The organism is Psychrobacter sp. 2Y5 (genome assembly GCF_051847375.1).
In the GTDB taxonomy this organism is placed as follows: Bacteria; Pseudomonadota; Gammaproteobacteria; order Pseudomonadales; family Moraxellaceae; genus Psychrobacter.
In genome coordinates this window covers 145,691-165,692 of the sequence record NZ_JBPYDA010000003.1, presented here as the reverse complement: position 1 = coordinate 165,692, position 20,002 = coordinate 145,691, and the positions used below count along the sequence as shown (strand labels likewise).

General features: G+C 44.2%; 18 protein-coding genes. 15 read left to right on the top strand and 3 right to left on the bottom strand.

Annotated elements, in window-relative coordinates; all coding sequences use genetic code 11:
• The first annotated feature begins 45 nt into the window (after positions 1–45).
• From ACS8E3_RS04355 to lpxC, 12 genes are all read left to right on the top strand, one after another.
• Positions 46–906, top strand: coding sequence for an NAD-dependent epimerase/dehydratase family protein (locus ACS8E3_RS04355; protein ID WP_439241615.1), 861 nt, complete (start codon positions 46–48; stop codon positions 904–906).
• Between the two features lie 78 nt (positions 907–984).
• Positions 985–1,995, top strand: coding sequence for a hypothetical protein (locus ACS8E3_RS04350; protein WP_439241613.1), 1,011 nt, complete (start codon positions 985–987; stop codon positions 1,993–1,995).
• An 86-nt stretch (positions 1,996–2,081) separates the two neighbouring features.
• Positions 2,082–2,813, top strand: a complete 732-nt coding sequence (gene pyrE / locus ACS8E3_RS04345) for an orotate phosphoribosyltransferase (RefSeq protein WP_439241611.1) — start codon at positions 2,082–2,084, stop codon at positions 2,811–2,813.
• Positions 2,814–2,881: 68 nt separating this feature from the next.
• Positions 2,882–3,853, top strand: a complete 972-nt coding sequence (gene gshB, locus ACS8E3_RS04340; RefSeq protein WP_439241937.1) for a glutathione synthase — start codon at positions 2,882–2,884, stop codon at positions 3,851–3,853.
• A 162-nt stretch (positions 3,854–4,015) separates the two neighbouring features.
• Positions 4,016–4,459 (top strand): DUF2147 domain-containing protein, encoded by a 444-nt coding sequence (locus ACS8E3_RS04335; RefSeq protein ID WP_439241609.1) that lies wholly within the window; start codon positions 4,016–4,018, stop codon positions 4,457–4,459.
• Positions 4,460–4,679: 220 nt separating this feature from the next.
• A complete protein-coding gene (murG, locus tag ACS8E3_RS04330; protein WP_439241608.1) occupies positions 4,680–5,765 on the top strand; it encodes an undecaprenyldiphospho-muramoylpentapeptide beta-N-acetylglucosaminyltransferase in 1,086 nt (361 codons plus the stop codon).
• Between the two features lie 84 nt (positions 5,766–5,849).
• The gene (gene murC, locus ACS8E3_RS04325) at positions 5,850–7,289 is read left to right on the top strand and encodes a UDP-N-acetylmuramate--L-alanine ligase (protein ID WP_439241606.1); all 1,440 of its coding nucleotides are present in this window, start codon (positions 5,850–5,852) and stop codon (positions 7,287–7,289) included.
• Between the two features lie 72 nt (positions 7,290–7,361).
• Complete coding sequence (locus ACS8E3_RS04320) at positions 7,362–8,456, top strand: D-alanine--D-alanine ligase (protein ID WP_439241604.1); 1,095 nt, start codon at positions 7,362–7,364, stop codon at positions 8,454–8,456.
• A 348-nt stretch (positions 8,457–8,804) separates the two neighbouring features.
• On the top strand, positions 8,805–9,617 hold the full coding sequence (locus tag ACS8E3_RS04315) for a cell division protein FtsQ/DivIB (protein ID WP_439241602.1): 813 nt from the start codon (positions 8,805–8,807) through the stop codon (positions 9,615–9,617).
• Positions 9,618–9,775: 158 nt separating this feature from the next.
• Entirely contained in the window at positions 9,776–11,068 is a 1,293-nt protein-coding gene (gene ftsA, locus ACS8E3_RS04310; protein WP_439241600.1) for a cell division protein FtsA, read from the top strand.
• Positions 11,069–11,219: 151 nt separating this feature from the next.
• Positions 11,220–12,398, top strand: a complete 1,179-nt coding sequence (gene ftsZ / locus ACS8E3_RS04305) for a cell division protein FtsZ (protein ID WP_439241598.1) — start codon at positions 11,220–11,222, stop codon at positions 12,396–12,398.
• Between the two features lie 395 nt (positions 12,399–12,793).
• Positions 12,794–13,711: a UDP-3-O-acyl-N-acetylglucosamine deacetylase gene (gene lpxC / locus ACS8E3_RS04300; protein ID WP_439241596.1), complete on the top strand. Its 918-nt coding sequence runs from the start codon at positions 12,794–12,796 to the stop codon at positions 13,709–13,711.
• Between the two features lie 288 nt (positions 13,712–13,999).
• Here lpxC and ACS8E3_RS04295 read toward each other — a convergent pair whose 3' ends face one another.
• Entirely contained in the window at positions 14,000–14,503 is a 504-nt protein-coding gene (locus ACS8E3_RS04295; protein ID WP_439241594.1) for a hypothetical protein, read from the bottom strand.
• Between the two features lie 215 nt (positions 14,504–14,718).
• Between ACS8E3_RS04295 and ACS8E3_RS04290 the strand changes: the two genes are divergently transcribed.
• A complete protein-coding gene (locus tag ACS8E3_RS04290; protein ID WP_439241592.1) occupies positions 14,719–15,447 on the top strand; it encodes a CHAP domain-containing protein in 729 nt (242 codons plus the stop codon).
• 121 nt (positions 15,448–15,568) lie between these two features.
• On the opposite strand, the gene ACS8E3_RS04285 is transcribed toward ACS8E3_RS04290, so the two are convergent.
• Both ACS8E3_RS04285 and ACS8E3_RS04280 read right to left on the bottom strand, forming a co-directional pair.
• Positions 15,569–16,264: a DOMON domain-containing protein gene (locus ACS8E3_RS04285; RefSeq protein WP_439241590.1), complete on the bottom strand. Its 696-nt coding sequence runs from the start codon at positions 16,262–16,264 to the stop codon at positions 15,569–15,571.
• A 170-nt stretch (positions 16,265–16,434) separates the two neighbouring features.
• Complete coding sequence (locus ACS8E3_RS04280) at positions 16,435–16,746, bottom strand: YhbY family RNA-binding protein (protein ID WP_439241588.1); 312 nt, start codon at positions 16,744–16,746, stop codon at positions 16,435–16,437.
• A 357-nt stretch (positions 16,747–17,103) separates the two neighbouring features.
• On the opposite strand from ACS8E3_RS04280, the gene ACS8E3_RS04275 reads away from it, so the two are divergent.
• Together ACS8E3_RS04275 and ftsH are read left to right on the top strand one after the other, a co-directional pair.
• Positions 17,104–17,736, top strand: coding sequence for an RlmE family RNA methyltransferase (locus ACS8E3_RS04275; RefSeq protein ID WP_439241586.1), 633 nt, complete (start codon positions 17,104–17,106; stop codon positions 17,734–17,736).
• Between the two features lie 305 nt (positions 17,737–18,041).
• Positions 18,042–19,937: an ATP-dependent zinc metalloprotease FtsH gene (ftsH, locus tag ACS8E3_RS04270; protein WP_439241584.1), complete on the top strand. Its 1,896-nt coding sequence runs from the start codon at positions 18,042–18,044 to the stop codon at positions 19,935–19,937.
• Positions 19,938–20,002: the final 65 nt, after the last annotated feature.

The window sequence follows — 20,002 nt, the reverse complement described above, 5'->3', positions numbered from 1 at the left end:
GTCTGCAATAATAATGGCTAAAAGTTATGCCAAAAAGGAGGCGTTATGGCTACGCAAAATTTGCTGATTATTGGTCAAGGTGATATCGGTCTGCCGGTCACCAATCAACTTGCCGCAGACGGTGTGCCCGTTACTGGTCTGGCCCGTAGTGAACGCGAGCATTATGATTTGGATGATCATACCAAGTTTATGCAAGCCGATGCTTTGAGTTTGACCAGCGATCAGCTACAAGTGTTTAGCGCTATTGCTATTATCGTTACTCCGGATGAGTATTCTGCTAACGGCTACAGCAACAGTTATCTAGCTATTTGTAAACATTTAGCATCTTTGGCTGACGAATTGTCTCAGCTTGATCGTATTGTTTTCATTTCCTCAACGGGCGTTTACGGGCAAGATGATGGCGCATGGATTGATGAGCATACCTTACCCGTGGAGCCTGAGCGTGAGGCCTCAAAGATAATCTTACAAGCAGAGCAAGCGCTACAGCAAGGGTTTGAAGATAAAGCTATCATTATCCGTCCAAGCGGTATTTATGGACGCGAGCGCCTGATGCGCTTGCGAAAAGCGCAAGAGACTAATAAAGACGCTATTGCCGCGGAGCACTGGAGCAATCGCATTATGGATCGTGACTTAGTGACGATCATTGCGAAAGTGCTAACTTTAGATACCACAGATGCCGAGCAAGCAAAGCTATTAAAGCCGCTTTATATCGCGACTGACTATCTGCCTGTGACCACACTTACGCTTGATGCGTGGCTCAGTAAACAATTAGGCGTTACAGCTGCAAAAATTGATGATAATAAAATCTTAGCTACTGGTAAGCGCCTACACAGCAACATTCCGTTAACTTGGCTTAGCTATCCTGATTGGCAAACCGGTTATCAAGACATTTTGCAGCATCAGTAAAGCTAAGTTTTTTTATTCTGATAACGAATGTTTTATTTTTCTATCTATTGAACCTCAACTTAACTGTTTGGAGCCGCTATGACCCAGCCATTTACTTCTGATACGAGTTTACCGAATGCTCAGAGCAGTGCTGAGCCGGACAAGCTTGCAGACAGTAAGGCTGAGGTCGCGCAGACCGCGAGCTGCGAGCAGCCTGCTATTGTCCATCCTAATTTTGACCCTAGGCAGACGCCACTTGATCCAGCGCGGCCTTTGACTGATATTCCAGAGCCTGCACGGCGGGTCAACGGCCAACTGCAAAGGTTTTATGGTAAGTCAGCGCGTTTTAGTGCGCCGAAAACACAGTCGTTATCCAAGTGGCAGTTAATGGCCTCAAAGCCGTTCGCGGAACATTTATCGCTACTTAGTGCCGCAAAGCTGATAAAACTGCCGGACAGCTTTTATCGTCGTTATCCTAAACAGGATAGTGAACAACCATTACCGCCTTCGTCAGCTAATCGTTTGCTGTCGTCACTAGACGATATGAATTTGCTTGATATGGCAGATATTCAAGACGCTATTGTTTATTATCCTCAACTTAGCCGTTATGGGTTTTTAGCAGATAAGTCGCCTTTAAATACCGCTTCAAATACTGCGGCTTCGTTACGTACACTGATTAAGCGTTATAATCCTGATGAGCTGCTCAGTAGTCTTTACGCTGATGACTGGCAAGTGATTTTGCAGCCGCAGGATTTTGAAATGGGCGAGGGCAGCTTGGCGACAGATATTTTGGCTTGTAGCGTGGCAGTGCATGCCTTAAAGCAATGCGCGACTCGTAAAAGTATCAATCAAAGCTATAGCGCTGAGCAAATCTGCCATTATGTGCGCAGCTACTTGCTAAGCCAGCTTTATCATGCACCGGCTAGCCGTTATCATTATCGGCAGATCCGCCTATTTGCCGGTCACATTATTGTCGCAGCGCATCATTTAGGCTGGGATATGCAAGTCAGCCACGACGGTCAAGCGTATTTTAATATCTCATCACGCTGTGGTTTGCTAACTCGTTATGCCAACATGAATGACTATACGATTAACGGCTGGTCGAGCTAGCGTCACCTACTCATTTGCTGTTGTCTATTTTTTATTATCTTTACCGATTATCTGCTACTAATTATTAACTACTAACAGGAACGCTCATGCCCATTGCCAACACCGCTCAAAACGCTACACAGGCCTCTTTTTCAGCGCAGCAATTTATCGAATTAGCTCTTGAGAATAAAGTACTCAAATTTGGCGAGTTTGTACTCAAATCTGGACGAATTAGTCCTTATTTTTTTAATGCCGGTTTGCTTGCATCAGGTGAAATGCTGTCATTATTAGCTAGAGGTTATGCAGATGCATTGGTTGAGCAGTTGGCGGTTAATGAGGCTGATAATACTGATAACTCAAATACTCGCGATGACACGCTAGTTATTTTTGGTGCCGCTTATAAAGGCATACCGTTTGTAGCAGCGACTGCGCAAGCGTTGTGGCTACATCATGGAGTTAACGCGGATTGGGGCTATAATCGTAAAGAAGTCAAAACGCATGGAGAAGGCGGCAATTTGGTCGGCACTGATGTGCAAGGTAAAACGGTCTGGATTCTCGATGATGTGATTACCGCCGGCACTGCGATGCGAGAGGTGATAGAGATTTTACAGCAGGCAGGCGCTAGCGTTGCTGGTATCCTTGTCGCCCTAGACCGTAAAGAAAAAGGCCAAAATGAGCAGTCTGCTATTCAGGAGTTAGCCGCGAATTTGCAAGTACCAGTACGCGCTTTAGTCGATATTGATGATTTGATCGGTTATCTAGCCGATGATAACAGTCAGTATAAAGATGCTCAGCAATTAGCAAAAATGCAGCATTACCGTGAGCAATACGGAGTCTAGCATTTGCACCTCAGTTTAAGAGAATTCTTATCTAAACAATAATAAAAATAGTGAGCCCTATTATGAATATGAAAAACCAAACAGCTACAAAACCCCTAAATATACTAGTCATCATGGATCCTATTGAACTTGTCAATTATAAAAAAGATACCAGTCTTGCGATGATGTGGGCGGCGCAAGATCGCGGCCATACATTAGGCTATTGTCAGATTCATGACTTATGGCTAGATCGGGGTCAGCTGATGATAGACTCGCAGCCAGTCACAGTGTATCGCAACCCTGAGCACTTCTATAGTTTAGGCGAGAAGACGACTGCTCCGGTTAGTGATTATGATGTTATTTTGATGCGTAAAGATCCGCCGTTTGATATGCGTTTTGTTTATGCCACTTATATGCTCGATCATGCCAAAGCGGCTGGTGTGTTAGTGGTTAACGATCCAAAAGCGATTCGCGATTGTAATGAAAAGCTATTTGCGACTTGGTTCAGCGAGTACATGAGCCCGACGATTGTCACGAGCAAACAAGCCCATATTCGCAAGTTTATTACTGAGCAGCAAGACGTTATTGTCAAGCCTCTAGACGGCATGGGCGGCACCGGCATCTTCCGCCTCACTGCTGATAGCGCTAATATTGGCGTTACCCTTGAGATATTAACGGAGCTTGAGACGCTGCCTATTATGGCGCAGCGTTATTTACCGGAGATTAAAGAAGGTGATAAGCGCGTGCTTATCGTTGATGGCGAAGTGGTCGATTACTGCTTAGCGCGTATTCCGGTCAAAGGCGAGACTCGCGGTAACTTAGCTGCTGGCGGTAGCGGTGTGGCGATGCCGCTGACTGACACCGAGCGCAAAGTGGCGCAAGCGGTTGCCCCTATTGTCAAAGAAAAAGGGCTGATGTTTGTTGGCTTGGACTTAATCGGCGGCCGTATCACGGAGATTAATGTCACGAGTCCCACTTGTGTACGCGAGATCGATGATCAATGCGGCACAGATATCGGTGTCGATTTCATAATCGCTGTTGAAAACAAGCTGGCTATTTGATATTTAAGACAGATCAGTAATAAAAGCGTGATGAATAGCGAACTTAGCAGCACAGTTGCATAAAGGCAGTTGTGCTAAGCTATATTGCAATAAGCTAGTGGCATATTGAAGCTTTAAACGCTGAGGCAGTATTATCTAAGTTTTCAACCACAAGGACGTAATATGGACACATTTACCAAATCATTGGTACTCACTGTTGGCTTAGCCTTTAGTCTTAGCGCTAGTGCAGCAGATCAGCTAAATAATACCAAATGGACTACTTATAATGATAATGGTCAGCCCGATGCGGTATTGAGATTCTCTGAGAACAACGGCAAGCTTTCAGCAAAAATCGTTGAGATACTAGACCCCAGAGCCAAAGACAAAAAAGTCTGTAATGAGTGCAAAGGTAAGTTTAAAAACAAGCCTTTGGTGGGTGCGACTGTGCTTTGGGATTTGGAAACAGATCCTAATGATGCTAATAAATACATCAAGGGTTCAGGGATTGAGCCAGAAACCGGAAGAACGTTTTCTGGAAAAGCTGAGTTGACAGGTGATACGCTGAAACTTCGAGGTTATAAAGGTATATCATTACTGGGCAAAACTCGGATTTTAAAGCGCCGTTAAGCTTTGTTTTTCTATTTTTATATAGCAGTCAACTATAACACCGAGTTGTGATTATTCACGGCTTGGATTTTTGTTATATACCAGGTAGAAAGCACTATATATCAGATAGTAATTTCCTCTATACTATGCGAGGTTTTATAGTGCAAAAATGTCTCGATACGGGCACAACGGCAAAACAATAACCCCTTCATATAAATAAAGTAAAGATAGGCAGACGTGCATGAAGACTCCGCATATATTAATGATGGCTGCTGGTACTGGCGGGCATGTGTTTCCAGCGCTTGCCGTAAGCGAGGAGTTGACTAAGCGCGGTGCTATTATTCACTGGCTAGGTACGCCAAAGGGTATGGAGAATGGTTTGGTTGAACCCCTTGGTTATCCGTTTCATGCTATTGATATGCAAGGTCTACGCGGTAAAGGCATTGGGCGCTTATTGAAACTGCCCGTGACTTTACTGTCAGCGACGATGGCGGCGATGAAAGTGATTCGTAGCAATCAGATTGATATGGTAGTGGGCTTTGGTGGTTACGTAACTGCTCCTGGTGGTATCGCGGCGCGTATGACCGGCACCCCGCTTATTATCCATGAGCAAAACGCCATTGCCGGAATGAGTAACCGTTATCTGGCCAAGGTGGCGACCAAAGTCTTGCAAGCTTTTGAGGATACTTTTGGCAACAGTCAGCAAGATTCTAAGCTTGAAACGGTGGGCAATCCGGTACGTAATACGATTACTGGGGTAGCCGCTCCTACAGATCGGTATGATATCGATGATGATTCGCCGCTACGCTTGCTAGTCGTTGGCGGCTCTTTGGGTGCGCAAGTGCTCAATGATAATGTTCCCAAAGCCTTGGCTTTGATAGATAGGCCTTTTGCGGTGCGGCATCAATGTGGACGTAATAACGAGGCAGCCACCCAAGCGGCTTACGATAATGAAGACTTGAGCCGTCATAGCACGCAAGTTCAGCCGTTTATCGATGATATGGCTGCCGCTTATAATTGGGCGAATGTGATCGTTTGTCGCGCAGGAGCACTCACAGTGACTGAGATTCAAAACGTTGGTATCCCAGCCATATTTGTACCGCTGCCACATGCTGTCGATGATCATCAGACTGCTAATGCGCGTACCTTAACCGATCATGGTGCCGCTATTTTATTGCCGCAATCTGAGCTGACGCCCGAACGTCTGAGCAATGAGCTAAGCGCCCTTGACCGTGCCAGCTGTCTAGAGATGGCAGAAAAAGGCCATGCGCTTGCCAACCGTAGTGCTACTAGGCAAGTGTCTGATATCATTTGGGATTCGTTGTAAGTGTTGTAGTCTTGCTACCACTTTTTATTTCTGACTCTTAGCTTTTAATCTTTATATATTTACTTTTTCTATTGAGACCCTTTTATGCCTACCTCTACTAAAGCTCTGCCAAAACGCCTGATTGAGATCCCAGAGATGCGCCGTATTCAGCATTTGCATTTTGTTGGTATTGGCGGCTCAGGGATGTGCGGTATCGCTGAGGTGATGAATAACCAAGGCTATCAAGTCAGCGGTTCTGACATTAACGACAGCCTAGTGACTCAGCGTTTGGCGAGTATTGGCATCGAGATATTTATCGGTCATGACTCAAAGAATATCTCCAATGCTGATGTGATTGTGGTGTCATCAGCTATTGATCGTAGCAATCCTGAGATTGAAGCGGCGCTAAAAGCGCGTTTGCCTGTGGTACGCCGCGCCGATATGCTCGGTGAGCTGATGCGCTATCGTCATGGTATCGCCGTGGCAGGCGCGCATGGCAAAACCACGACGACCAGTCTACTGACGATGATGATGGCTGAGGGTCAGCTAGACCCTACTTATGTGATCGGTGGTAAGCTCAACGCGTCGGGCAAGAACGCCGCGCTTGGTAGTAGTCGTTATTTAGTTGCTGAAGCAGATGAGTCAGATGCTTCATTTTTGACCCTACATCCAATGTCTGCCATTGTCACTAATATCGATCAAGACCATATGGAAACCTATGAGAATAGCTTCGATAAACTCAAAGCCGCCTACATTCAGTTTTTACAAAACATGCCTTTTTATGGCCTAGCGGTAGTTTGCGGTGATGATGCTGAGTTATATGACATGATTGATGATATTGGCCGTCCGGTACTGACTTTTGGACTTGAGCCTTTTAATGATGTACAGGCGATTGATGTGGTAGCGGAAGGAACCAAAACCCATTTTACCGTATTACGCCGCGATCATGAGCCACTGCGTTTGACCCTTAATATTCCAGGGATTCATAATGTCTATAACGCGCTTGCCGCTATTACTATGGCAACTGATGAGGGCGTGGATGATGAAGCCATCACTCGTGCGTTGCAGAAGTTCGCTGGAGTCGGACGTCGTTTTGAGCAGCATGAAGCGGTCGCCCTTGATGAGGGTGATGTGTTATTGATTGATGATTATGGCCATCATCCTAAAGAAGTTGATGCCACGATTAAAGCCGCTCGCCAAAGCTTTCCTGAGCGCCGTTTGGTGATGATGTTCCAGCCGCATCGTTATAGCCGTACTCGCGACTGTTTCGATGATTTTGTGGAAGTACTCTCTAGCGTCGATGAGTTATTATTATTAGAGGTGTATTCTGCAGGCGAAAACCATATCAATGGCGCAGATACCAAGTCGCTCGCCCGTAGCATTCGTCTGCGCGGTGAAGTGGAACCGACTATCGTTGATAAAGATAATATAGCGCCAGTGATGCAGCGTTTGCTAAAAGCTAACGATATGCTTATCACCCAAGGTGCGGGTAATGTCGGGCAGATTGCGGTTGAATTGGCTGCTAATCAATTGTATTTAAAATAGCCTCTGAAATAGTCGGCTCTACCATGATAGAGCGCCGCGCTTAGCCTTCAAAAGAACGTTAGGAATTTATATATGAATCGTCAAAATAGTCAAAGCCTCACGCAAGATAGTAACGAGCACATTCATGAAGCCAATATAGAAAACCCAGAACCGGCATTAGCGGCAGCTCAAAGTGAGCAAGAGGCCAATGATAAGCAAGCGTTTGATAACGAACCAGTCGATAATGACCAAGCTTTAAGCGCTGCTCCGCTAGTCAAAGACGCCAGTGTGTTTGGCAAGGTTGCGGTAGTATATGGCGGCAACAGTAATGAGCGCACGGTCTCTTTAGATAGTGGCGCAGCAGTATTACAAGCGCTACAAAATCAGGGCGTTGATGCCGAGCATTTTGATCCAAAAGATCAAGACATCACTGAGCTGCGTGCTTATGACCGTGTGTTTAATGTCTTACATGGTCGCGGCGGTGAAGATGGGCTATTGCAAGGCGTATTGCAGTGGTTAGATATTCCGCAAACCGGCTCAGGGGTATTGGCTTCGGCGCTTGGCATGGACAAGGTACGTACTAAGCAGCTGTGGCAGGGTTGTGGTCTGTCGACAGCGCCATTCTCATTACTGACCGCGGATACCGACTGGCAGCAAGTGGTCAATATGCTCGGTCTGCCTTTAATCATTAAGCCAGTACACGAAGGCTCTAGCATCGGTATGACTAAGGTCAACCATTTAGATGAGCTACCAGCTGCCTATGCTACTGCGGTACAGTGCGGTGATGCGGTTATGGCTGAGCGCTGGATTACCGGACGCGAATTCACTATCGTTATTGTCGATGATGAAGCTTATCCAATCATTCGCTTAGAGCCTGCTGATATTAGCAACTTTTATGATTTTGAAGCTAAATATAATCGCAACGATACCAGCTACTATATCCCTTGTGGTCTGAGTGCTAGTGATGAACAGCATTTACAAGAGCTGAGCCTAGCCGCTTTTCGAGCGGTAGATGCTAAAGGCTGGGGTCGTATCGATGCGATGCAGGACAATAGCGGGAGCTTTTGGTTGCTGGAGATTAATACCGTACCTGGGATGACTAGTCATAGCTTAGTACCTATGGCTGCCAAAGCTCGCGGCATGGATTTTGATAGCTTATGTTGGCATATTTTATCGCAGACTTTGTAGCTTTGTAGGCTCAATTTAATCAAAGCAAATGACATGCAATAACCCGAGCTAAACTTGCTATAACATAGCTTAGTGTAAACTTGTGTAAATTCCTTAATCACAACTCGGGTTAGGCTATTGTTTAGCTAGAAAATACGTTAATATTGCAGTGATTGTATTGTTTTTGCTAGGATTGTCGCATTTTAACCCTAGCAGCACTCAGTCAAGCGCTCACTAATCGTACTGTTAAAAACAACTTTAAAATACCTTTGTAAATGAACGGACTACTGAAGCTCGTTACGCCAGTATTTAGTAAGATTTAGTACATATTAAGTGTAAAATCAATCGAGTATAGGGACGGATGCAATTATGGCTCAAACTGTCGATGATGTGGCTGAGCTCATGAATAGTAAACCGGATCGTCCGAAACGAAGCTTACCACTCCCAAATTCGGCTAAATATTTTTTTACGGCTATCGTAGTTGCCCTGTTATTATTGATATTAGCTATGGGTGCTAAGGCTTTACGCGACGCGCCGCCTGCTACGATACAGGTCAGCACTCAAGGACTGAGCGCGGTTCAGTATCAGAGCTTGCAACAGACGATGAGTCAGCAAACCGTTAGCAGCTTTTTTACCAATGATTTGCAGTCTTTACGTGATATCGCAATGAGACCCGCTTGGGTTGATCAGGTGAGTGTGACTCGAGATTGGCAACGCGGGATTGTTATAACCGCGCTCCCAAAACAAGCGATTGCCAATTTTGGTACTGAGCGACTAGTAGACGCTAAAGGCGAGGTGTTTGTACCTGCTGATAGTAGCGACTTGCGCCAACCTCAGTTTGCAACCTTGCAAGGCGCTATCGAGCAAGCACCGGTCATCATGCAGCAAATGCAGCAGATCAACGACTGGTATGCGCCGCTTGAAATGCAAGTTGAAGATATTATCTTGACGCCGCGTATGACGTGGTTGGTTCGTTTTGATAATGGCTTACGTGTGATTGTAGATAATGAAAATACCGCTCAGAAGTTACTAAGTCTGAGCCAATTATTGGCCGCGCAATTGCATGATCGTCGTAGTGAGATGCAGTCGATAGATCTACGTTACAAAAACGGCTTTACTATAGCTTGGCATGTCAAAGCAGAGAATGAGACGGCTAGCACCGACAGTGCAGCTAATCTTTAGCTTATATTTTATTCATCTTTGTGAAATGGATCTTTACTTTAGAGTTTTCTAAAGGATAATTTAACGAAACTCGTTAGATAGATTGCTTCGCAAGTACTTTTTAATGATTAATGGGAATGTGAAATCGTTCCCTGATTAGCGATAATTTGTCTGATAACATGAAAAATACTGAAAATCTAGTTGTTGTCCATCTTAGTGCCACTGCAGTTTATGCTGTGATTGGTAGTGTTGTCTCTGCAAAAGACATCCGTATCATGGGTGTCGGTCAAGTCAAAAACAATGACTTCTATCAAGGTCGAATCAAGCATCGCGAACGTCTACAAAGTGCGATTAAACAAGCCATCCAAGAAGCAGAAGATACCGCAAATTGCCGTGTACATAGCGTCTGGCTGACTTTAGCGACCCCTGAGTTACTTAGTAAGAATAGTACCGGACAGGTTGCTGTTGAAGAAGAGGTGGTGCTAGCTAAAGACATGGTACAGGCATTGTCCAACGCAAAAACTAAAGACTTGCCCTCTGATTATTATCTGATGCACTGTTGTCAGCAAGGTATCTATATTGATGATATGGACTCCATGGTCGATGATGCTATCGAGATGATTGCCAAAAACATCACTGTGCTTTATCACATGATGATGATGCCAGTGGCTAGCCGCCAAAATATTCAAAAACTCTTGCAAAGCTGCGATGTAGGTATCGACCATATCGTCTTTGATGCGGTCACTAGTGCAGAGTACAGCTTGATGAGCGAGGAGCGTCAACAGGGCGTCTGTTTGGTGAATATCGGTGCGAGCACCACGAGTATTTGTGTTTATAAAGAAAACAAGCTTATCTTTACCCATTGTATCGCTAGCGGTAGTCATGAAGTGACTATGGATATCTCAGCCGATGTGGGTATCTCGATGATAGAAGCTGAGAGACTCAAAAAGTCCTATGGCACCGTCGATACCAATAGTATAGACCCTAGCGCGTTCTTTTTGTTTAAGCCACAAGGCTCAAATGATGAGATCAATATCGGCATTTACAATTTAGCCCGCATTATTGAGGCGCGGTTTATTCAGATATTTACCGAAGTAGCGCGTCAGCTACATGACGCGGATTTGATAGGTTTTATCGATCGCGGCATCGTTTTGACAGGCGGTGGTAGTACGATTAAAGGTATGGTGCCTTTTGCCAAAAAATTATTAAAAATGCCTGTCGTCATGAGTAATACTCATCCGGCCATCAGCGCTTTTAATCATTTTGACAATGAAGATACCTTTAAACAGCTTAATACTCAGATTAATGATCGAGCTTATCATACGGCTTTTGGGGCTTTATTATATAGTCAGAGCGAGCAGTTTCGTCATAGTGAACAAAGCGAGCCCGAAGCTATTCAAGAAAGCCGAGTAAAAGGCACCTTCCAAAGAGTCGGTCAGCGTTTTACTAACGTCTTCAAAAAGATACTATGATAGTTTGAAAAGATAGTTTGAAAACTAAACTAAGATATACTTATACTCATTTTATTTAAATACATTTATATATAGTCAGTCGATATGACAGAACCTGCCTGCACTATGACGTGTCGACCCTTACGCTATTTGCAACTGGAGAACTCTTTTTATGTCAAAATATACCATGCCAGATGATAGTCAAGTTCAAGACAATGGCCAAGCGCGCTTCACTGTATTTGGGGTAGGCGGCGGTGGCGGTAATGCAGTGGAGCATATGGTGCAGCAAGGTATCAGAGGCGTCACTTTTGTCTGTGCCAATACCGATAGACAAGCGCTAGATCGGCTAACCGCTCCTAATAAGCTCCAGCTTGGCGCTAAGACTAATCGCGGTCTCGGCGCTGGTGCCAACCCAGAAGTCGGACGTGAGGCTGCGGAAAGCGAGGAAGAAGCGATCCGTGAGATGCTAGAGAACTCTGACATGGTATTTATTACTGCCGGTATGGGCGGTGGTACGGGTACAGGCGCCGCTCCAGTCGTGGCTCGTATCGCCAAAGAGTTAGAAGTGCTGACTGTCGCTGTAGTCACAACACCCTTTAAGTTTGAAGGTGGCAAACGCATCAAAGCGGCCAAAGCAGGCATTGAGCAATTGACCAACTTTGTGGATTCTATCATTACTATTCCTAATGATAAGCTGATGAGTATCTACGGTAATATCTCAATGCAAGACGCTTTCAAAAAAGCGGATGATGTTCTATTACATGCCGTGCAAGGTATTGCTGAAACTATCGCTCGTGAAGGACTTATCAATATCGATTTTAATGATATCCGTACGGCGATGACCGCTAAAGGGCATGCGATGATGGGTATCGGCCGTGCTAGCGGCGATGACCGTGCGCGTCAAGCCACTGAGAAAGCGATCAGATCACCTCTGCTTGACGATTTACGCCTAGAAAACGCTAAAGGCTTGCTAGTCAACGTCATCTCCTCTGAGTCGCTATCTTTAGACGAGTTCAGTCAAATCAGTGAAATCGTCGAAGGTATCACTGATAATGACGACGCCAATATCTTTTATGGTTCGGTCATCGATGAGAAGATGGGTGATGATTTGCATGTTACCGTTATCGCAACCGGTCTGACTTTGAATGAAGACATCCCTGAAATGCCAGTGCCTTCCGTGACTAGCACTCAATCAGTAGACCCAAGCACACATACGAGCGCTTTAAATAGTCAAAAACAAACTCAAGCACAGCAATATCAAGACACTGCGCCGCGTACAGTGCCGCAAGAACAGCCGCAAACTAAGACCAACAGTATCCAAGATTACCTAAAGCGTCAGCAAAATAAATAGACTGCATTTAATTACTTGCTCATTTGAGCCTGCAACGAAAAACCAGCGTATCAACGCTGGTTTTTTTGTTTAAAAATATGACGATTAGTATTAATAAACCCCAAAATTAAATTTCAATATTGGGTTTAATCGTTGAAAATATGTTGTGAGTGGTTAATATTATTGAGTAAAAATAAGGGTTTAGAGAAAGGTTGTTTATAATCAATGTCAAAGCTGTACACCTTGATTTATCTACTCTTAGCTAGCCTTTGATGAATAAATATAGTTAAAAAGACTATGACAATGAGTATTGTTAATAGCTTAAATATGGAAATTAGTGTTTTTTGGCTATAGCGAATTAAGGGGTAGTAATGGTACACTAGGGCAATTGTAACAAAATATGTGGGATTACAGCCATGAATCAAAGAACTATAAAAACAGCTTTAGCGGTCACTGGTACCGGATTACATAGTGGTCAGCCAGTGGATCTCGAGTTTCATCCACAGCCTGTTGACACCGGTGTTGTTTTTGAGCGTTCCGATATACTAGGCTCAGAACCGATTCCAGCCAGTGCCTTTTTGGTGCAAGATACTATGATGTCTTCTAATTTAGTGTTTGGGGGTACACGCGTAGGTACCGTTGAGCACTTGCTAAGCGCTATTGCTGGCCTTGGTGTGGATAATTTACTGATACGAGTCTCCGCAAGTGAGATTCCTATCATGGATGGTAGCGCTGCACCTTTTGTAGGCTTATTACTACAAGCTGGCTTTGAAGAGCAAGAAGCGGCTAAGAAGTTCCTAAGAATCGTCAGACCAGTACGAGTTAAGGTCGATGACAAATGGGCTGAACTTCGCCCTTATAATGGCTTTGAGATGAATTTCGAGATTGACTTCGATCATCCTGCCTTCGACAAAGACTTTCAACATGCCCAGTTTCACCTCTCTACTCATAACTTCATTGAGCAGTTAAGCGAAGCGCGCACTTTCGGTTTTATGAAAGATATCGAAGCACTGCGCAAAAATAACCTCGCTTTAGGTGGCAACATGGACAATGCTATTGTCATTGATGAGGCGAGAGTATTGAATGCTGAAGGTCTACGCTTCAACGATGAGTTCGTCCGTCATAAGATATTGGATGCATTAGGCGACTTATATCTCATCGGGTATCCTATATTGGGTCGGTTTAGTGCTTACAAATCAGGCCATGCTCTAAATAACTTATTGGTTCGCGAGATATTATCTGATCCAAATAACTTTGAAATTGTAACATTTGATGACAATGTAACTTGTCCTATCGAATATTTACCTCTTTCTGGGCTAGTTGTTGAAGGATAAATACACGAACATACAGGATGTATCGCAACATTTACGCAATATTACATAGTTTACGAAGTAAAACATTCATAATTTTGACTATATTAGAGTGTTAAAGCTAGATTAAATCGCTGAAAGTTAGATGGTATAAAAGCTAACAGCTATCAGAAAACGTCCAATGACGATGTCAAGTTAAAGACAATCTTCGTTGGACGTTTTTTTTTGTGTCAAAAATTCTAGAGAATGGGTTAGTCTTGATTATTTTTGAGGGGTTTTTTTACATAAGTTTACAATGTAAACTACAGATTTTCAGTCATTTACCAGCCGTAAAAGCGCTTTTTGCAGGTTTTTATCTGTGGTGACATGCTCCGCTGCCTGTGATATAGTCCGTTTTGTGTTTTGGCTAAGAGCCTGATTTATATTGGTTTGATCGGATTTTGAGACCACTGATTTTTCTGAAACTTTAGAATTATGAGCGGCAGTATGAGCTACCACGACGTTGATTTGCTTGAGTTGTTGAAATGTAATTGACTGCTCTGTTAACACCGATAAGTAAGCATTTTGTAAATAGCGAATGTGATTAGCAGCAGTTACTGAACCTACACTGAGTGTGAGTTGCTCATTAGTCAGACCGACAACCCAGCAGGTATTAAGAATCTCTTCTGGTAGACAATCTACCAATAGTTTTTTTATCTCAGTGGTTGCTTGGATAAACACACGCATATTATCGCTCAAGCTCCGAGGTAGCGCGTTACCAGCAAATGCTTGATGATCGATAAGCTGGGCAAGTCGATTGGGTTGTTTTTTTGACATCGTATTGCTCATTGCTAGATATAAGGTTGAAGCGGACAATCTACGAGGCGGATGACAGGACTATTAATGATGCTAGTGTCAGGCGCTTAAGACTAGAGGGTTAGCTGCTACACCTAGGATTTTATCATGATTGTTTGATGGTTATATCCTTTAAATTAATTGATGCTTCGTTATGGATGACGAGCGATCTTGTATTAACAATAGGTAGTAAATTTATGAAACAAGCTTTATTAATTTTGTCAGTACTGGGAATGGGCATAGCACAAACAAGTGGTGCTGTAGAAACGACCTTTCAATCAAATAATACCTTGACTCATACCATCACTAATATCTCTGCTGCTTCGAACTACGGTTCTAGCCAGAACATCTACAGCACCAACAGTGGTGCTCATGTTTTTAGCAATGACGAAATCAGTCAGGCTATCGATAACCTAAGCGCTCATGCGAAGCAAAAAGAATATCAGTTAGCGTCGCTAACTAGCCGTTTATCTTACGAAAGACAACAACAAATTCGCAATAACATCCCAGATAGTAACTCAGCTCCTGCTCTCGCTGCTGCCCGTGCTTCAAGAGCAGCATTGTCTAGAAGCTCTGGTTACTGCGCTCGTTATGTCCGTAAAGCGCTACAATCTGCCGGTTACGAGTTTACGCCCAACCCATCCGCTTATCAGTATGCCACACGCGGTACGCTAGCTAATGCAGGTTTTACTAAGATCAGCAACGACATGCAGCCGCAAGTCGGTGACGTTGTTGTTTTTAATCGTACTTCAAGCCGCCCACATGGTCATATTCAGATTTTTGATGGCAATGGCTGGGTCTCTGACTTCCGTCAAAACAGCATTAATCCATATAGTGGCACGCACAGCTATACCACATGGCGCGATTCGCAATATGTTGATGATGCCTCAAACCGTGGTATCTACTTAGCGATGGCTGACGAGTAAATGCTTCAGCACTTGCCATAGTGAGTTATGATCTAACTGTCGTCAGTTAAGCAAATAAACCCAGTAATGTCATCTAGATCATTACTGGGTTTTTATTGTACGCCTATGAGTTTTCGCTACTTTATAGCTGTTTATCAAGTTGAAGGTATGACCAATGCTGGCGCTGATGAAAATCAGCTGGAGAGGTATGATAGGGTGCGAAATAAAGCGGAATCTCATTAAAATAAATAATGACGCAAGGATGTATCAAGGCAGTAGGGTCAGGATTCAATATAGGGTAGGGCAGCTTATCTAATGAGATTGAGAATCGGCGCTGTTTGGTTAAGATATCGCTACTTGCCAATGCGGTATCGTGCCATTGAATAGCGGCAGGGTGTTGGCTGTCTTTTATCAATAAAGGAGTGGGTGGCAGCGTAGCAGGGGTACGGTAGTCTGCAAACTGATAGACAGCGTATTGACCATTTGGACTGGCATTGATCTCAACATAGCTTGCCGCGTTATTGGTTATAAAGCATTCTAGGCAAGTTTGCTCCCATAAATAATCCTTGAAGCCAACTTTCTCTTTATTCCATAGTGGCCACTGCAGCTGCTCAAGTAAAGTTATAGAAGGTAGCTCAATCTCATACCTGAGATTTAAGCTGGTATTGACTGCGCTACTCTTTGCGTTTAACTCATCACTATCAGTATTAGCCAAATCTGCAATGCTAGCCGTCACCGTAACTGCAATTTGCTGTAACTGTGCAGCGGACACGCCAATCTTGTTGGCATCATTAATTAAGTTATCGGTGGCAAGCTTGAGGATAAAAGTCTGGCTCATGTTAGGGATTGCCTTACAGTTCATAGGTTAAATGATTAAAACGAGCTGAGCGGCCAGCAAAACAAGATGGCAAAAGTAGAAGCGTGAAAATGACAAAAGCCGCAAGTCTAATAAGCTGCGGCTTTTATTATAAGCTAACCTTCTACTATAAAGTCAGTAGTGGCTATCGATTAATTAGCATGACGAGCTAAGTTTGACAGCTTAGGGTTGGCGTTTGGGTTTTGGCGTAATAACAGCGCCATACGGCCGATAGTGTGAATAACATTCGCATTCGCCGTGGTCGCAATCTCAGTGCTAACGATATCACGCTCATGCTTACTGCCTGCTGGCAGCTTAACCTTAATCAACTCGTGATCGGTTAAAGCTCTATCGATCTCTTCACTAATAGCAGGGGTGATGCCTTTATTGCCGATCATAACGATAGGCTTGAGCTCGTGGCCAATGCTCTTTAGGCGTTTGATTGTTTCATTATCAAGTTGCATAACATTCCTTATATCAATAAGTTTTAGTGCCTGCATCAGCGACAGAGCATTCTGAGGCGACCCAGACAATATCATCAAAAAATTTAATCAGTATTATAAGCAATATAAGTCTATCTTGCTTGAATTCGGTAGGATTTTGGACGATTTTAAGTGAGGGAAATGTTAAACTGAGCCTATTGTTGCATTATAGAGCCGCTTGGCTTCGGTTGATATAGCTAGCAAACAAAACAGCATTATAATGTTAACTTTATAAGCTATATTTCATAAAATTAAATCAATAAAAGAAAACGATGCTAGAACTGGTTTTTGCATAGCTTTTGTCATCAGATCATCGTTGTCACTAGAGGAGCAAGCATCTTGGCTACCCGTATCGAAAATAAAAAACTTTCCAAAAGTAGCCGTGCTTGGATGAAAGAGCATCTCGATGATCATTATGTCAAGCAAGCGCAAAAAGAAGGTTACCGTGCCCGCGCAGCTTATAAACTGTTAGAAATCAATGAGAAAACCCAGATTATCACCAAAGGTATGACCGTAGTGGATTTGGGGAGTGCTCCTGGTAGCTGGTCGCAGGTAGCGAGCAAGCTAGTAGGCGACACAGGTACTTTGATTGCCTCGGATATTTTACCGATGGATGCTTTGGCTGATGTCACCTTTATTCAAGGTGATTTTCGCGAAGCTGAGGTTTTTGACGCTATTATGGCAGAAGTCGGCGATAGCCAAGTCGATGTGGTCTTATCCGATATGGCACCCAACACCGCTGGTAACAGCGCCGTTGACCAGCCGCGTATGATGTATCTGTGCGAGCTGGCAGTAGATTTTGCCTTAGCGACCCTACCCAAAGGCGGCGCGCTGATTATGAAAGTTTTTCAAGGCGAGGGCACACAAGAGCTAAGGCAGCAAATGCAAAGTGACTTTAGTAAGGTTCGCAGTATTAAACCCGCCGCTTCCAGACCACGCTCAAAAGAGATGTTTTGGATAGCGATTAGATAGTGGTTTGATAAGTTTAAGTGCTGCTAGGCTTGCTACAATAGTTAACTGAAAAATGATACCTAGTGGTTGAATTGTACCGATTAAAACCATATATCGTGGTATATTAGCTTTGTTTTAAGCAATCATTAAAATGAAGTCGTCTAAGAATAACTGTTTATTTATATTGGTTTTTATCTTTTAATCGTGGCGTTTAGTCACCATATACTATATATAGTCAACATAAAGACTGAAATAAATAATGGGTTAACGCTTTGAAGGCGTCACGTGTCGAGTTGACACACCAATAAGTAGGGATGGGAAAGCTTGTGAGCGACATGGTAAAAAATACCTTATTGTGGCTGGTGGTAATCGGCGTTCTAGTGCTAGTGTTTAGCGGCTTTGATCAATCATCTGAGCCAGATAACCTTAACTACTCTGAGTTTGTGACCGCAGTGTCAGAAAATCAAGTAGCTAGCGTTGAGATCGACGGTGAACAAATCACTGGTGAGAAGAAGAATGGCTCAACGTTTGAGACTATTAGACCTGCAGTGGCTGATGAGCAGTTAATGCCAATGCTACGTGAAAATCAGGTCGAGGTTGAAGGCACGGCACCAAAACGCCAGAGTATACTGATGCAGCTATTGATTGCCAGTTTCCCAATTCTATTGATCATAGGTCTCTTCTTATTCTTCATGCGCAATATGCAAGGTGGCGCTGGCGGTAAAGGTGGCGGACCGATGAGCTTTGGTAAGTCAAAAGCGAAAATGCTGAGTGAAGATCAGATTAAGGTTAATTTCAACGACGTCGCTGGCTGTGAAGAGGCCAAAGAAGAAGTCGTAGAAGTGGTTGAGTTCCTACGGGACCCTGATAAGTTCACTAAGCTTGGTGCGACTATCCCTCGTGGTATCTTGATGGTCGGCCCTCCGGGTACTGGTAAAACCTTGCTAGCCCGAGCTATCGCTGGGGAAGCTAAAGTACCGTTTTTCTCAATCTCAGGTTCTGATTTCGTTGAGATGTTTGTCGGTGTCGGTGCTTCGCGTGTTCGTGATATGTTTGAACAAGCGAAGAAGAGTGCGCCTTGTATCATCTTTATCGATGAGATCGATGCGGTCGGTCGTCACCGTGGCTCAGGTATGGGCGGCGGTAATGACGAGCGTGAGCAGACGCTGAACCAATTGCTCGTTGAGATGGATGGCTTTGAAGGTAATGAAGGGGTGATTGTTATCGCCGCGACTAACCGTGCCGACGTGCTAGATAAAGCGCTATTACGTCCAGGCCGTTTTGACCGTCAGGTACAAGTCGGCTTACCGGATATCAAAGGCCGTGAGCAAATCTTAAAAGTGCATCTCAAGAAGCTGCCGAATACTATTAGTGTGGATGCGCGTGCTTTAGCTCGTGGTACGCCTGGCTTTACCGGTGCTCAGCTGGCTAACCTTGTCAACGAGGCAGCACTATTTGCCGCGCGCCGCAATAAGCGTAGTGTCGATATGAATGACTTTGAAGACGCTAAAGATAAGCTCTATATGGGTCCTGAGCGCAAATCGATGGTGATTCGTGAAGAAGAGCGCCGCGCTACGGCTTATCACGAATCAGGCCATGCCTTAGTTGCTGAATTACTACCCGGTACTGATCCGGTGCATAAGGTAACGATTATGCCGCGTGGTTTTGCTCTAGGGGTCACTTGGCAGCTGCCTGAGCATGATCAAACCAGTATGTATAAGTCGAAAATGCTCAATGATATCGCTATCTTATTCGGTGGCCGTATCGCAGAAGAGGTATTTATCGATCAGATGTCAACGGGTGCTTCCAACGACTTTGAACGTGCGACCAAGATGGCGCGGGCGATGGTGACTAAGTATGGTATGTCAGACGCGCTCGGTATCATGGTCTACGAAGACGATGATAGCTCGCAAGGTTACTTCGGCGGTGGTGGTCGGACGATTTCTGAAGCTACGCAGCAAAAAGTCGATGATGAAGTACGCCGAATGTTAGAAGAACAGTATGATATCGCGCGCGAACTGATTGAGGCTAATCAAGATAAAATGCATGCGATGGTAGACGCTCTTATGAAGTGGGAAACGATCGATCGCGATCAGTTACAAGATATCTTAGCCGGTGAAGATCCACGTCCACCGAAGATTTATCAGCATAACGAAGTTAATTTATCGAAGGATAGAGGTAAGCCTGAAGGCACTATTCCACCGCCATTGCCAGCGATGTAGCTTCGATAACGTCTTTGATGAATACCGACTAGTTAAATAATAAAAGCCCTTTTTATAAAGGGCTT

Excerpts from the sequence above, each read along its gene's own strand:
- ACS8E3_RS04355 (WP_439241615.1), top strand. The coding sequence starts at position 46 with ATGGCTACGCAAAATTTGCTGATTATTGGTCAAGGTGATATCGGTCTG.
- ACS8E3_RS04350 (WP_439241613.1), top strand. The coding sequence starts at position 985 with ATGACCCAGCCATTTACTTCTGATACGAGTTTACCGAATGCTCAGAGC.
- ACS8E3_RS04320 (WP_439241604.1), top strand. The coding sequence starts at position 7,362 with ATGAATCGTCAAAATAGTCAAAGCCTCACGCAAGATAGTAACGAGCAC.
- ACS8E3_RS04335 (WP_439241609.1), top strand. The coding sequence starts at position 4,016 with ATGGACACATTTACCAAATCATTGGTACTCACTGTTGGCTTAGCCTTT.
- lpxC (WP_439241596.1), top strand. The coding sequence starts at position 12,794 with ATGAATCAAAGAACTATAAAAACAGCTTTAGCGGTCACTGGTACCGGA.
- ACS8E3_RS04315 (WP_439241602.1), top strand. The coding sequence starts at position 8,805 with ATGGCTCAAACTGTCGATGATGTGGCTGAGCTCATGAATAGTAAACCG.
- murC (WP_439241606.1), top strand. The coding sequence starts at position 5,850 with ATGCCTACCTCTACTAAAGCTCTGCCAAAACGCCTGATTGAGATCCCA.
- pyrE (WP_439241611.1), top strand. The coding sequence starts at position 2,082 with ATGCCCATTGCCAACACCGCTCAAAACGCTACACAGGCCTCTTTTTCA.
- ACS8E3_RS04285 (WP_439241590.1), bottom strand. The coding sequence starts at position 16,264 with ATGAGCCAGACTTTTATCCTCAAGCTTGCCACCGATAACTTAATTAAT.
- ftsA (WP_439241600.1), top strand. The coding sequence starts at position 9,776 with ATGAAAAATACTGAAAATCTAGTTGTTGTCCATCTTAGTGCCACTGCA.
- ftsZ (WP_439241598.1), top strand. The coding sequence starts at position 11,220 with ATGTCAAAATATACCATGCCAGATGATAGTCAAGTTCAAGACAATGGC.
- ACS8E3_RS04280 (WP_439241588.1), bottom strand. The coding sequence starts at position 16,746 with ATGCAACTTGATAATGAAACAATCAAACGCCTAAAGAGCATTGGCCAC.
- ACS8E3_RS04295 (WP_439241594.1), bottom strand. The coding sequence starts at position 14,503 with ATGTCAAAAAAACAACCCAATCGACTTGCCCAGCTTATCGATCATCAA.
- murG (WP_439241608.1), top strand. The coding sequence starts at position 4,680 with ATGAAGACTCCGCATATATTAATGATGGCTGCTGGTACTGGCGGGCAT.
- gshB (WP_439241937.1), top strand. The coding sequence starts at position 2,882 with ATGAAAAACCAAACAGCTACAAAACCCCTAAATATACTAGTCATCATG.
- ACS8E3_RS04290 (WP_439241592.1), top strand. The coding sequence starts at position 14,719 with ATGAAACAAGCTTTATTAATTTTGTCAGTACTGGGAATGGGCATAGCA.